Origin of the sequence: Legionella saoudiensis (genome assembly GCF_001465875.1) — a bacterium.
GTDB lineage: Bacteria > Pseudomonadota > Gammaproteobacteria > Legionellales > Legionellaceae > Legionella > Legionella saoudiensis.
Genome location: NZ_LN901324.1, coordinates 102,897 through 117,463, shown reverse-complemented (window position 1 = coordinate 117,463; position 14,567 = coordinate 102,897). Strand labels below are relative to the sequence as shown.

The following is a 14,567-nucleotide window of genomic DNA, read 5'->3' as shown; positions in this document are numbered from 1 at the left end:
TATATAGCTTATGCCATGATTCGCGACTATGCCAGTTTTTCAATAAAAAAGCATTATTTTTATGTTTTTTAAAGAGTGACTGCAAATGGCTTGTAGGTTGGACCCAGGGTCCAACCTACAAGGGTGCAAAAAACTGCTCGATATCTTCCTCGCTTAAACTCATCGCCTTAGTAGGATCTGCCGATAAAATCCCATCCACCAGCAAACGTTTACGCTCCTGCATTCCTAAAATAGCTTCTTCAACGGTGCCTGAAGTAATAAGTTTATAAACAAATACTGGATTTAGCTGACCAATGCGATGTGTCCTATCTGTAGCTTGATCTTCTACGGCAGGATTCCACCAGGGGTCATAATGAATTACTGTATCAGCGCGCGTTAAGTTCAATCCAGTTCCGCCCGCTTTTAAGCTAATTAAAAACACCGGAGTTTTTCCTTCCTGAAACTTCTCAACTAAAGCCTGCCTGTTTTGTGTTTGTCCAGTAAGCTTTAAATAATCATAGTTACGTGCATGCAGCTCATCTTCAATTAACTGCAGCATAGATGTAAATTGGGAAAAAACGAGCACTCGTCTGCCCTCTTCCACTAAGTTATCAAGCAATTCCATTAAGGTTTCGAGTTTAGCAGAAGTTCCATGCGCAATGGTTGCTTCGGGTAATGATAATAGGCGAGGATCACAGCAAATCTGGCGCAACTTCAATAACGCATCAAGAATGATTATATGACTTTTACCTAAACCCTGCTTCACAATGGCATCGCGAACTTTTTTCTCCATGCTCATGCGAATTGCCTCATAAAGATCACGTTGTGGTCCTACAATTTCAATAGTACGAGTCATTTCCGTTTTTGGTGGCAATTCCCGAGCAACCTGATTCTTGGTTCTTCTTAAAATAAAAGGCTTAACTCGGTTAACTAAAATCTCACGTCGATGCATATCTGCGTGTTTCTCTATGGGATTTCTAAACCATAACCTAAATTGCTTGCTATCGCCGAGTAAACCTGGCATCAAAAAGTGAAACAATGACCATAATTCTCCTAAATGGTTTTCTAAAGGAGTACCCGTGAGGCATAAACGATGCGCTGCATGTAATTGTTGAATAATTTGCGTTGTTTTAGTGCGCGCATTTTTAATAAATTGGGCCTCATCCAAAATAAGGTAATAAAAAGGATAGCTGACAAATTTTTCTTTATCTCGATGGATAAGCCCATAGGTAGAAATAACCAAATCATAATCATCAAAGTTATCCTGGTGTCGCTCACTGCCATGATAAACTAAGACTTTTAAGGCAGGAGTAAAACGCCGAGCCTCTGCCTCCCAATTACCAACTAAACTGGTGGGTGCAATAATTAATGTGGCTGTTCGAGTACGACCCTGCTCTTTTTCATAAAGCAAATGGGTTAAGGTCTGAATGGTTTTTCCTAAGCCCATATCGTCCGCTAAGATGCCGCTGAAACTACTTGTACGCAAAAACTGTATCCAATTGAGCCCTTGACGTTGGTAATCTCTTAACTGCGCTTGTAGTCCTTGTGGAACCTGAACTTCAGGGATATCCGTTAACTTCGCCAGGCGCTTTAATTCATTGCGTAGCATTTCAGCACCTTGCCAACGTGTCTTTGTGGCTGCCAGTGCTAACTCAGCTTCCTGCATGAGTATCAGTTGGTATTTGTTAATTTGTAGCGGCTGGCTTTCATCAATATGACGTAAACCAAATTGCAAAAGCAAACGTACTAGAGGTTTAATGCGCCCCATTTCTAACTGCAAAGCGCGACCATCATCTAAAGGTAATTTGACTAATTGCTCATCTGGAAGGCCATCTAACTCTCTACCTTTGTAATGTTGAATTAAATCAGCAACCAAAGGAACAATACTAACTGGCTTACCCTCAACCAAAATACCTAATTGATAGGAGAAGAAATCGGTGCCGCTTCCCTCGTTTAAATCAGAAAACCATTCCACGTCATCGGCACTAACCACTTGCTGATATAAGGAGCTTATTATTTCCACTTGCCAGCCCCGATGACTTAATAAAGGTATTGCCTGGCTGTAAAGAAATTCCAAGTCTGACGCATGATTAATATTTTCTAATACGAAATCAGCCTGTTTGGCTTTATCCCATTGTGCCTTCTCCCATCCTTTAGGCATTCTCAACTTAAGAACTTGATATAATTCGTTTAGTTTTTCCGCTTCAAAATTTTTATCACGCTGATAATGAATTAAAATGCCATCTTCCTGAGCCACCACCGTATCGCAGTCTTCATTAACCGCAATTCGTGATTGGTTATAAGTGAAAAAAACCCGTGCTGTAAATAATGCGTTTAATTCTTTCTCATCATCAAACCAGGATGGACCTTCCTGATCTTCACTGACTGCATCGAGAATCAGCATAGGTATAGGAGCAACTTGGCGCGTTTCCTGGATAGTAAAAACTTGTGGTACTGGAAATTCCGGACAAGTCTGCTCCATCTTTTTTGCCAGTAATGGCGCTTGCTCTATAGAAATGGGAGGTGCTTCTAATAAATGCCCGAGTTGTTTTATTGGGTAAGGAGTTTTTAAATAGCCCATGACTCCTTCGTCATAATCAAAATACCAGCTTTCATCTAATAATAAGGGCTTAACCGCTTCATTATCATGCATCAGCAATAAATTCTGGCTGCCATTTTGCGCTAAAACCCATTGGCAAATACCCTCATAGGTTTCGCCCATGTGAATTGCCTGCTCCTGATCATGGGCAAAAAAAGCTCTGCCTGTTGCAATAATTCGTGCTAATAATTCACTATTACGAATGCTTAATGAATCAAACCAGCCTGTTACGCCACATTTAAAAAGTAATTGGGCAACCAGTTCATTATCATCGCCGATAAAATGCTGCTTTTTAGACTCCGCAAGACTGTTAAAGGTGATCATCTTTCCATAACCACCGCGTTTTAATAATTTAGCCAAAGCAAGTTTAATAATAACTTTATGCTCATAGCCATCAAGTCGAAGTTCAATGATATAAGTTAAATGATGCGTGGACTCATGGGTCTTAACCACAGCCGCCTCTTGGGCTCGCAGGTTTTTTAACCAGCTATCTAAACGTTTATCTAGCTTATTGGCAGGCTGTGACACCATATTGGTTTGATCACGTAAGGCAAATAAACAGGCCGCAGCGTGTTTACAGTTGATTTGTGAAGCACAGGTGCAATTCGCGCGTCTTCCCGGCCAAGCTTTTAAATCCATGTGCACATCGTAAATCTGACTGGAACTGCCTTTAACGCGTCCTTTTAACAGCCCATCACTGAAACGAATATTCAGCACATGGCCATTCTCAAAATATTCTTGTCCACGCAATAATATTTTGGCCTCAAACGCTTCTGGCATTTTTGATAGTGCTTCATTTAACATAATATTTGGATTTACTGGGCAAAAGCATTTATTTTATGCAATTTTCAAGCTAATTAACACTTATATCTTTCATTTACACACACTTTGTAATAATTTAATGCCCATTACTTTCAAAGTTAAATCTAATATCATGCAAAACACGCTTCGAATTCTTATGGCTCAAATCAATCCCACTGTTGGCGCATTAGCCCTTAATCGGGATAAAATTATTGAAATCATAAAAAACAAGCAAGATGACCATGACGTCATTGTTTTCCCTGAATTGGCCTTAACAGGCTATCCTCCGGAAGATTTACTTTTTCGAAATGAATTTCATCATTCGGTGATGGAGCATTTAAAACAAATCCAAAGCATAACTAAAGACTGTTATGTACTGGTTGGTCATCCAAGTATAGATCAAAAAAAATGCTACAACAGCGTGAGCATTTTGCATCAAGGGCAAATAATTACAGAGTATCACAAACAAAAGCTACCTAATTATGAAATTTTTGATGAGGCACGCTATTTCACTGCAGGTGAAAGAAAGCCATGCACTCTAAAAATAAAGAATTATCAGATAGGTATTTGCATTTGTGAGGATGCATGGCAATCTGGCCCCATCGAAGATTTAATTGAACAGGGTGTTTCTATTATACTTATTCCAAATGCCTCACCCTTTGACGAACAAAAATATTATAAACGCGAAGCCTTATTAAAATCCTTTGCCAAACAAGGGGTTGCTATTGCTTATGTAAATCAAATTGGTGGGCAAGACGAATTATTATTTGATGGGCATTCATTTGCCTTAGATCAACAAGGCACTGTATGTGCACGTGCTCCCGCGTTTAAAGAAGATTTATGTACGCTGGAATTACAAGACAATCAACTTTCCGGTCCGATTGCCCCTTTACCAACGCAAGAGGCATTACTCTATGAGGCATTAATTTGTGGCACCCGAGATTATGTGAATAAAAATAATTTTCCAGGCGTTTTACTGGGCCTTTCAGGTGGTATTGATTCTGCGCTCACCTTAGCCATTGCTGTAGATGCGTTAGGCGCCGAACGAGTACATGCTGTGCTTATGCCTTCACGTTATACAGCAGAAATGAGCGTAGTAGATGCCATGCTCGAATTGAAGGCTTTATCCGTTACTCACTCCATGTTATCTATTGAACCTGCGTTTGAGGCGATAATGAGCACCTTACAACCTGAGTTTCATGGACGTCCCGCTGATCTTACAGAGGAGAACATACAAGCTCGGGTTCGCGGTTTATTGTTAATGGCTATGTCGAATAAAACGGGGAAAATGGTTTTAACCACCTCTAATAAAAGTGAATCTGCCGTAGGATATGCGACTTTATATGGCGATATGTGCGGAGGCTTTGGGGTGTTAAAAGACGTACTTAAAACTCAAGTTTATGCGTTAGCCCATTATCGTAATACCTTATCTCCAGTAATACCTGAGCGTGTTATTACGCGCCCACCCTCTGCAGAGCTAAGGGATAACCAAACTGACCAAGACAGTTTGCCTGCATATGAAACCTTAGATGCCATTATTGTGGCATATATGGAAAAGAATTTAAGTCCTGTGCAGATAATTCAACAAGGATTTAAACCTGAGGTAGTGGATAAAGTAATTCAAATGATTAAACGGAATGAGTATAAACGACGCCAAGCTGCCCCAGGAATTAAGGTAAGTGCGGTAGCCTTTGGTAAAGACTGGCGTTATCCGATAACTAATGGGTTTGAATGGTAGGGTTTAAATAACGTTAGCGTCAGTGACTATTTAGCCCATGTAAATTTCGTCATTGCGAACGCAGTGAAGCATCGTTCGGGTTGCTTCACTGCGTTCGCAATGACGGCCATTTTTCAGAGCAAATGTGTTATATCGCGTTAAGCGTACGCGATAATTCTTCTGCGTTCTCTACAGCTTCATTTCTTATCCTCTTCTCGTGCCAAATATTAGGCAATTGGCTGATCGCCGTATACCTATCCTTGCTTAAAGGCTGAGGAATAACCTTCTGCGCTCCCTCATTAAATGAAGCATCGATCTTAGAAGGTGCTTTTATAGCTTCCTGCGCTGGCTCCACTTGTTCTTCAACATGCCCCTTTAGTCTATTCTCAAGCATATCCTTAATATTTTGGAAGCTCTTCTTGTCGAGCTCATGGATGGGATTAACGGTTAACAAATAGTTCTTAAATGTTAATTCATCCTCTGCATTAAATGGAGCAGGATGAGTTTCAAGCCAATGTTGCAACTCAGGATAATCTTTTAAACTGATTTGATTAATACGACTTAAACTATTTGCCCACCAAAGAGAATGCTCTTTTTCTGTATGGCGTAGAATAAAAGTCGAGGTAATGTGCATACGTTGCAAATCCCTATTTCTTTGCTGTGGATTAATCATACATTGAAGCAAATCAAGCGCACGTTCATGAGCATTCTGCTTTATTTCCTCGATATTTTCTTGGCCCATTTGTCGATTAAAAATGCTGCCTAACCGCCGATTCATCTGAGAAACAGTGGTTGAATTTAAGGCTTTAGCTGTTTTTACCCCCAATAGATGCAGCTTTATTGAGTGCTCCATTTCTTTTTGAGTTGCCTCATTAAAATTATTATCGTGCAGCAATCCAAGATTGTTAGTTAAACATTCATTCAGTAAAGGATAATCTTTGAGCTCAATAAAGTTCAGCGCACCTAAACTGCTTATCCACCAAAGATTAGCTTTAGGCGGATCAATCCGTAAAACAAAGACTGAATTGATGCCTTTATTTACAATATCCGTATTACTTTGCTCTGGATTTATCATTATTTGTAAACGATCAAGCAATTGTATTTTTGCCTTCTGACACTCGGTTACTATATGTTCCAACTGCTCAGAACTTAATTTGGTTATTTCTGTAATTTTCTTCCTGGAAAGAAATAATTTAAGTTCCAAGGTTATTTCTAATGGAAACACCTTACCTGTCGCATCAACCAAAGAAAGCTTCCACTGGTTTGCATCCTTTACAAGACAAAAAACATTTTTATCTGCTTCTGTTGCTGCTTTATTTTTGGCAACTTCGAGGTCTTGCTCAATAAGCACTGAATCTAATAGACGTTGTTTAGCAAGCCCTGCTTGCAGCAGTTCTTCTTTACGACGTTTTTCTTCCTCCAAGGCTTTCTTATGGTCTCCAATTAAATAATTTAATCGGTTCATAATTGGTTCTTTGAGTTTATGCACAAAAGAAAGTTGTTCCTGCTCTTCCAAAGATTCATATCCTTCAATGGCACAAGCAAGCTCTAAAAGAAAGTAAAAATTATAAGAACCATTATTCCATTCTCCTTCGCTTAAAAGTTTTTTAACTGCTTCCCAGCGAAAGTAGGAGTCATTAGTATTCAAGTCGGTAATAAAGCTATTGATATCACGGGTACGTGTAAAATAAAAAAGCCAATATTTGTATTTTACTTTGGCTTGCTCAGCAAGGTCGATTATTTTTTTACGACCTTCTTCAGTCGGATCAGAGATAAGATCCACTAGCGTTTCAATAACTGTAGCGGGTATTTCCATTAGCGGTTTTTTTTTATTATTAGTCATTTTGAAACTCCATTTCAATATGTAAAAATTTTATCATTGCACCAATGTTAATTTGAAACAAGTAGACGATTCATACAGTTAGCGTGTTTTTCAATAGCGAAGAGCTGAATAAAAGAGCGCCATTTTGATGTACTGAAATCAATATGGTTAATTCATTATAGTAGTGATAAAAATTTTTTGCTTTTTAAACCTATTTTTTTGTTTCCAAGGTGAAATTATGAGCAAACCAGGCACGCTGCGCTAATCGAGTACCCTTAAATATTTGTTATATTTTTTTGAATTTAAAGACTTGAAAATTTAAGGCAACACGATAACATGGCTTAACAAAAATAATAATAAAGGGAAGTCATGAGATCGGTACTATTTTCTACTGCTTTATTAGCCTCAAGCATTGCATCAGCATCTACTGCTGTTGACGGCTGGTATATCAGTGCTTTTGGAGGCTACAGCCATTTATCTTCGAACGTAAATAGAAATATTTTAGGTTCCCATCTTTCTGACGTGCGTTACCGCAATGGCTATAATGCAGGGGGTCGCCTAGGATTTCAAACTAATCCTGTACGTTACGAATTTGAATATACTTACATCTCTGCAAATCCCAATCATTTCCGCCTTACCGGCTTTGATTTTAACTCCTATGGTGGTAGAACATCAGCTAATGTGCTCATGGCTAACCTCTATTTTGATTTCCCAGAGTTTCTGGAAACCATATCTCCATTCATTGGAGGGGGTCTTGGTTATTCCTTCTTAAAACTTGATTTAAATGCCTCAGGCCCATTTGATGCGTTCTCGTTTAATGCCAGCAAGAATGTGTTCACTTATCAAGGGACTGTGGGCTTAACCTATAATTTCTCCGAGAATTACGCGCTCAACGCAGCCTATCGCTATATGTCTACAGCAAGCGTTAATACCTTTGGAAGATCATTCCAAGTTCAAATGGGTAGTATTGGGGTAATCTATCGATTTGACTCATGCAGTTATAAATAAAAAATTAACCTGGTTGCTTGCAACCAGGTTTTCCTGCGGCAGTAAAATTTAATGGTGTATAGACCTTCTGGTCTTAACATGGGGCATTGCTTGAGGCTCTTGCCATAAAGTAACAAAAAGTACCATTACCACAGGCCCAATAAATAAACCTAATAAACCTAAAGTCTCAACCCCACCTAAGATACCAAAGAGTACGGCCAAAAATGGCAACTCAATCGCTCCCCCAATAAGTACAGGTTTGACAAAGTGATCCGCAATAAACATTACTACTGTTCCCCAAACCAAAACGATGATCGCACCAATCATACTCCCTGCGGAAAATAAAATTAGTGCCACGGTCACAAAAACAATAGGCACAACAAAAGGGATCATAGCAGCTAAAGCGGTAATAAATCCCGTCAATGTTGGTGCGGGAAACCCTACTAGCCCATAGCAAATGCCCATTAATATCCCAACCCCAAGCCCAACAACAATAGTGCCATTAACAGTTGCACTCAATGCTTTGGGTAGCCTATCTGCATAACGGAACCATCTGTTTCCTAAACAATATTCCCCTACCTGATAAACTTGAGTTAATAATTGATCCCCATCACGGTAGAAAAAGAACAAGGTTAATAAAGTGAAGCCTACTTGCACACTGCGATGAGCTAAGTTTGTACCTATCTGCTTGACGTAATAGCTGGTCGGAGTTAATGATAAGTGTATATTAGAAAGAAAATCTCGAATTTTACCTGGCTGGCCAATATTATTATCCCAATAGGTGACCAATTCATTGCCAAGGAACGGAAAATTTTTTAAAACTTCCGGTGCAGCCCCACCTTGTTGATTTAAATTTTGTAAAAAGTTAATGAAATACTGAATTTCAGTAATTAAAATTCGTACTAACCAGCTTAGCGGGAGTAGAAAGAGCAAACCAATTAGTGTAGTAAAAAGAAAGGCCGCGAGATTGTCTTTATTGCCAAACATATGCCGCCATTTTTTATACAGGGGGTAAGTAGCAATAACAATGATCGCCGCCCAAATCATCGATGGGATAAAACGATGAATAATAAATAAAGTAAGAGCAACAATACCTACAGTTAACCCAATACTAATTAGTTCTTTATGATTTTCATTCATCATGCAAAACTCCAAGCTAACAACTGCATGATGATCCAGGCAGGTATAGCGGCTAATACATCATCTAACATAATCCCCATGCCACCTTTTACTTTTTCGTCAATGTAGCCTATAGGCTGAGGCTTCCAAATATCAAAAATACGAAACAGGATAAAACCACAAAGCATCCACTTGAATCCATGCGGTGCCATAAACATAGTTAATAAATAACCAACAACCTCATCCCAAACGATCCCTTTATAATCATGTACTCCTAATTCCTTACTTACTTTATCAGAAACCCAAACACCTAAAATAAATGCCAAGGCAGTTAGAATAAGATAAATGGCTGGATTGCAATGCATTAATAATAAATAAACAGGAATAGCAGCTAAAGTACCCCAGGTTCCTGGAGCCTTAGGCATTAAACCAGTACCGAAACCGAAAGCGATAAAATAAATAGGGTCTTGCCAAACACGATTTGCTAAATTGATTTGCTTCATATTATTCTCACTACAGTTGCAAACTGTTCACGTAATGGCATCAATTTAAGTCCTACATTAATTCTAAGAGGTCCTTATTTATTCGGAATAACGTCGGCCTTAAGTTAATACCCTCTTTAGATTTAAAAATGCGAATAGCCTCGTGGGACTATTTCATGACACAAATTCTCAGCCGTTTTAATTCTTAGCCCAGGCTCTTTTTCAATTACGCCAATGGGATAGCAAACTACCCCAGCCTGCGTCAATGCACTCATCAGTGAATCGAATTTCCTCTCAGGCACAGTAAAACATAACTCATAATCATCACCGCCTGTAAGAGCTAAGTCAACTGCTTTGTCATGATAATAGTGCTTCACTAAAGGATTTATGGGAATAGTGTCTAAATTAAGGCAAGCCCCCACTCTACTGGCACTGCAAATATGATTAAGATCTGCGCTAAGCCCATCAGAAATATCTATAGCAGCAGTAGCATAAAGACGTAAAAAATCGATTAAATCAATACGGGGCTGTGGGTGCAATAGCTTATGCATTAATGCAGAATGATCAGATGGTGGTAAATCTGGAGCATCAAGGAACTTGACTGCTAAAGCAGCAGCCCCTAAGTCCCCAGAAACTAAAATAATATCGCCAGGCTGCGCCCCACTACGCCGTATTTCCTGGTTGTAAGGTGCTTGCCCAAACACGGTAAAGTTAATTGAAAGTGGACCACGGGTGGTATCCCCGCCAATTAGAGCGATATTGAATTGCTTTAACGAATCACTTAACCCACGCGCAAAAGACTCAAGCCAAGAAGATTCAATTTTAGGTAAAGTTAATGCCAAAGTGGCCCAACAAGGCTGAGCTGCCATAGCTGCCAAATCACTCACACTAACCATAACCGAACGATATGCAATATCATATGCATTCCATTCAGGAAGAAAATGTACGTTGGCCACTAAAGTATCTGTACTTACTAATAAGCTCATTCCCTTAGGAACACGTAAGCACGCAGCATCATCTCCAATACCTAATAAAACATCATCACGCTTAAGGCCCAGAGGCTTAAAAAACTTATCAATTAGAGAAAATTCATCCATTACCATGATCGAGACTGATTTCAACTGAGCGAACTTGTTGAGCCAGATTATTCAAGACTCCATTAACGTACCGATATCCATCTTGCGCGCCGAACTCTTTAGTCAACGATATGGCCTCATCTAAAACTACTTTATAAGGAATTTCTGGGCAGTTAATTAACTCAAAAGAACCTATACGTAAAACAGTCAACTCAATTGGATTTAAGCCAGTTATTTCTCTATCTAAAAATGGAGTAAAACGCTCTTCGAGCTGCTGAACATTCTCAGGAATACCATATAATAGACGGCAAAAATAATCGACATCTACTTTTTCCATATTATTTGCCACTCGGAATTGTGCTTCAATTTCATATAAATCAGCACCAGACATTAACCACTGATAAAGTGCCTGAAGCGCTAACTTTCGAGCTTTTCGTTTTCCACTTATAGACTGCTTTTCCACTATTACCTCATGAATTTTGTTGTATGTGCCCACTAAGCATGCGTTAAAATAAAAAACTGCCATCATCGCTTCACTTAAACTTGCAATGATGACAAATTACCTTCCTGCCATACTTTATCGTGTCAGCTTACGGAGAAATCATAAGCTAAGGCTGGCTGCCGTTACGTGAACACATACTTTGTATTTGCTGAAACCTAAAAATCTACTGCTTTTAAGCTAGCCCCCTCAAAATCCTTTTTTATCTTGGGCTTGTTTGCATTTTGCTAGAAACAAACCCTAATCTTTTTTCATCTGATCAATTGTCTGCCTAAAGTCACTCACATCTTTAAAGCGCTTATATACTGAAGCAAAACGCACATAAGCAACATGATCCAAACTATATAAAGCCTTCATAACTAACTCACCAACGAGTCGGGAATCTATTTCCCGCTCGCCTCTACGGCGAATTTCTTGAGTAATGGCAATGATTGCCTCTTCTAAAGAATCAACGCTGACCGGTCTTTTTTCCAGCGCGCGTAACATTCCAGAACGTAAGTTATCAATACTAAACGCTTCACGCCGACCATCGCGTTTAATAATTAAAGGCATAATCAATTCTGCCGTTTCAAAAGTTGTGAAACGTTCATGACATTCCAAGCATTCTCGCCTTCTACGTACTTGAGCACCATCAGCCACTAAACGCGAATCGACAACCTTGGTTTCTTCTGCATGACAAAATGGACAATACATGATTACCTATAAACCGGAAACTCACGACACAAACGCAATACCTCTTCTTTAACTCGCGCTATGGTCGCTTCGTTGTTAATATTATCAAGAATATCTGCTACCCAATTTGATAGGAGAGTAATTTCTTTTTCCCTAAATCCTCTAGTGGTAACTGCAGGGGTTCCCAACCTTAAACCACTGGTAACAAAGGGTGAACGTGGATCATTAGGTACTGAATTTTTATTTACGGTAATATTAGCACGGCCTAAAGCAGCATCAGCGTCTTTCCCAGTAATATCTTTATTAATTAAATCAACTAAAAGTAAATGATTATCAGTGCCGCCAGAGACAATATTATACCCCCTGCTGATTAAAACCGAGCTCATTGTTTTTGCATTCAATAAAACTTGCTCTTGGTAGGCTTTAAACTCAGGTAATAAGGCTTCTGCAAAAGCAACAGCCTTCGCAGCAATAACATGCATTAATGGGCCACCTTGCATGCCGGGAAATACGGCAGAATTTAATTTTTTCTCAATTTCCTCATTGGCACGGCACAAAATCAAACCACCACGTGGACCTCTTAATGTCTTATGTGTCGTTGTGGTCACTACATCAGCATAAGGGATCGGCGATGGGTATAAACCGACAGCTATTAAGCCGGCAACATGCGCAATATCAGCCATCAAGTAAGCGCCAACTTTATCCGCAATCGCTCTAAAGCGTGGCCAATCAAGAACACGTGAATAAGCTGAAAAACCTGCGATGATTAGTTTAGGCTTATGCTCCAGGGCTAAGCGCTCTAATTCATCATAGTCAAGTAATCCCGTTTTTTCATTCACGCCATAAGGCACTGCCTGATATAATTTTCCAGAAAAATTAACCTTAGAACCATGGGTTAAATGACCACCATGAGGTAATGCCATACCCAAAATAACATCACCAGGAGATAATAACGCCATCATCACTTCAGCATTAGCCTGAGAACCAGAATGTGGTTGCACATTGGCATAATCTGCCGCAAATAATTTTTTTGCCCGTTCAATGGCCAGAGCTTCGGCCACATCAACATATTCACAGCCACCATAATAGCGTTTACCGGGATAGCCTTCAGCATATTTGTTCGTCAATACGGAACCTTGGGCTTCGAGCACGCGTGGGCTCACATAATTTTCCGATGCAATAAGTTCAATATGATCTTCTTGGCGACGCTCTTCATCAACAATTGCTTGGAATATTTCTTTATCAAAATTTTCTATAGTATAGCTTCCGTCAAACATATGTAAGTTCCTTAGCCTGGAAATAGTAACATCAGGGTTTCACAACAATATCATTAATAACGCTGCTCACACCATCGACACCCGCAGCAATAGAGCCTGCTCTTTGTTTTAAGCGCTCAGTAGGAACGAAACCACTTAGTTGTACTTGATCTTTAAAGGTTTTAACTTGTATCGAAAGTCCAGTCGTTCCTAATTCATTCACTAAGGTAGCTTTTACTTTGGTGGTTGTCGTGGAACTATCCAGAAACTCCCCTGTGCTTTCACTACCGGGTGACGCAACACAAGCAGCCAAAATTAAAGATAAAAACCCGAGATGGAGAATTTTAAATAGGTTACGCATCACTGGAATTCCTCAAATAAAAAAAACGCAGCTAAGACTACCACAAAATTTAACCGGATACGAATGCAATACTTATGCTTTAGAAGAATGATTAAGGTTTTTAGTAGCCCGTATTAGACGAAGCCATAATACGGGATGATGTGCCACATTATACTCCATTACACCATGCTAATGCGGGCTACGTTTTTAATTTTGCTGTTCGACTGTATTCGGGTGAACAATTACTTTAGCACCAGAAGGTGTAGGTTGATTCGCCGGACGCGGGTTATTCGCTTGAGCTTGCGGATGCGCCTGAACCTGCGGCTGTGGGCGTGCCTGAACCTGCGGCTGTGGATGTGCCTGAACCGGTGGTTGTGGATGTGCCTGAACCGGTGGTTGTGGACGTGCCTGAACCTGTGGTTGTGGACGTCCATGTGGCTGACGAGGATTAATAACTACTGCTTGCCCTCCGCGCGTAAAACCATGACTACGGGCATTGCCACTACCATGCACATTAGCTGGAGCTTGATATACACGAGCTTGGGGAGCTGGCCGGTAGCCATGGCGAGGACCATGTTCATAATGACGGTGCTCTTCATAACGATGTATTTCAACATAAGGTGGGGGTGGTGGAGGCGGATAATAACCTGGCTCGTAATATCCTCCCTCAGGAACACAGGAAGACAGCAAGGGTAATAACAGCATGCAAGGTATAAAACGTTTCATTGGATGACTCCACATACAAAAAAAAAGGAAGCTACACCTAAATGCAACTTCCTTATTAAATTAATTTTTATTAAAAATTATCTATGAGATATTTCAGCTTTAACGCCATTTTTTAAGAATGGAACTACATGAATAGTACTATCTACATTGGTCCAACCAGAATAAACAACTCCGTACGGAGATTGAATTGTCAAGTACATACCGCTATGGCAGTAGAAATAGTAGAATAAGTTAATGTAATGAGGCGCTTCGTAGCGATAGATACTGAAGTCGATTGTGCTACCATCATCAAAAGTACCATATACATAAACGTCAGTGAAACTGTCGTTTATAATTTCGATTTGGCAATAGCCAGGAAACATAGTTTCTTTAGCGATTGACTTTTTATCAGCGGCATCTGCCTTTGGATGCATATGCGCAGTCACTGCAAAAAGATTGCTAAAGAAGCCTAAACAAATTACAAACAACAAGGACTTCAACTTCATGGTTTTC

13 protein-coding genes are annotated in these 14,567 nt (G+C 39.7%); 2 read left to right on the top strand and 11 right to left on the bottom strand.

What is annotated here, in order from left to right; genetic code table 11:
- Positions 1-115: 115 nt before the first annotated feature.
- A complete protein-coding gene (locus tag BN3124_RS09570) occupies positions 116-3,382 on the bottom strand; it encodes a DEAD/DEAH box helicase (protein WP_058534582.1) in 3,267 nt (1,088 codons plus the stop codon).
- Positions 3,383-3,512: 130 nt separating this feature from the next.
- On the opposite strand from BN3124_RS09570, the gene BN3124_RS09565 reads away from it, so the two are divergent.
- A complete protein-coding gene (locus BN3124_RS09565; RefSeq protein WP_058535865.1) occupies positions 3,513-5,117 on the top strand; it encodes an NAD+ synthase in 1,605 nt (534 codons plus the stop codon).
- A 127-nt stretch (positions 5,118-5,244) separates the two neighbouring features.
- Here BN3124_RS09565 and BN3124_RS09560 read toward each other — a convergent pair whose 3' ends face one another.
- Entirely contained in the window at positions 5,245-6,939 is a 1,695-nt protein-coding gene (locus BN3124_RS09560) for a hypothetical protein (protein WP_058534581.1), read from the bottom strand.
- Between the two features lie 348 nt (positions 6,940-7,287).
- Between BN3124_RS09560 and BN3124_RS09555 the strand changes: the two genes are divergently transcribed.
- The gene (locus tag BN3124_RS09555; protein WP_058534580.1) at positions 7,288-7,926 is read left to right on the top strand and encodes an outer membrane protein; all 639 of its coding nucleotides are present in this window, start codon (positions 7,288-7,290) and stop codon (positions 7,924-7,926) included.
- A 48-nt stretch (positions 7,927-7,974) separates the two neighbouring features.
- Here the strand turns inward: BN3124_RS09555 and BN3124_RS09550 are convergent, their stop codons facing one another.
- The 9 genes from BN3124_RS09550 to BN3124_RS09510 all read right to left on the bottom strand — a co-directional run bounded on the left by BN3124_RS09550 (position 7,975) and on the right by BN3124_RS09510 (position 14,560).
- Entirely contained in the window at positions 7,975-9,045 is a 1,071-nt protein-coding gene (locus tag BN3124_RS09550; RefSeq protein ID WP_058535864.1) for an AI-2E family transporter, read from the bottom strand.
- Entirely contained in the window at positions 9,045-9,527 is a 483-nt protein-coding gene (locus tag BN3124_RS09545) for a phosphatidylglycerophosphatase A family protein (RefSeq protein ID WP_058534579.1), read from the bottom strand. The genes BN3124_RS09550 and BN3124_RS09545 overlap by 1 nt, the downstream gene beginning before the upstream one ends.
- Before the next feature lie 122 nt (positions 9,528-9,649).
- On the bottom strand, positions 9,650-10,603 hold the full coding sequence (thiL, locus tag BN3124_RS09540; RefSeq protein WP_058535863.1) for a thiamine-phosphate kinase: 954 nt from the start codon (positions 10,601-10,603) through the stop codon (positions 9,650-9,652).
- Positions 10,596-11,045 (bottom strand): transcription antitermination factor NusB, encoded by a 450-nt coding sequence (gene nusB, locus BN3124_RS09535; protein WP_058535862.1) that lies wholly within the window; start codon positions 11,043-11,045, stop codon positions 10,596-10,598. The genes thiL and nusB overlap by 8 nt, the downstream gene beginning before the upstream one ends.
- A gap of 276 nt (positions 11,046-11,321) precedes the next feature.
- Entirely contained in the window at positions 11,322-11,774 is a 453-nt protein-coding gene (gene nrdR / locus BN3124_RS09530; RefSeq protein WP_058534578.1) for a transcriptional regulator NrdR, read from the bottom strand.
- A gap of 2 nt (positions 11,775-11,776) precedes the next feature.
- Positions 11,777-13,030 (bottom strand): serine hydroxymethyltransferase, encoded by a 1,254-nt coding sequence (gene glyA / locus BN3124_RS09525; protein ID WP_058534577.1) that lies wholly within the window; start codon positions 13,028-13,030, stop codon positions 11,777-11,779.
- A gap of 31 nt (positions 13,031-13,061) precedes the next feature.
- On the bottom strand, positions 13,062-13,370 hold the full coding sequence (locus BN3124_RS09520) for a BON domain-containing protein (RefSeq protein WP_058534576.1): 309 nt from the start codon (positions 13,368-13,370) through the stop codon (positions 13,062-13,064).
- A 186-nt stretch (positions 13,371-13,556) separates the two neighbouring features.
- On the bottom strand, positions 13,557-14,075 hold the full coding sequence (locus tag BN3124_RS17395) for a hypothetical protein (protein ID WP_058534575.1): 519 nt from the start codon (positions 14,073-14,075) through the stop codon (positions 13,557-13,559).
- 77 nt (positions 14,076-14,152) lie between these two features.
- A complete protein-coding gene (locus BN3124_RS09510; protein WP_058534574.1) occupies positions 14,153-14,560 on the bottom strand; it encodes a hypothetical protein in 408 nt (135 codons plus the stop codon).
- Positions 14,561-14,567: the final 7 nt, after the last annotated feature.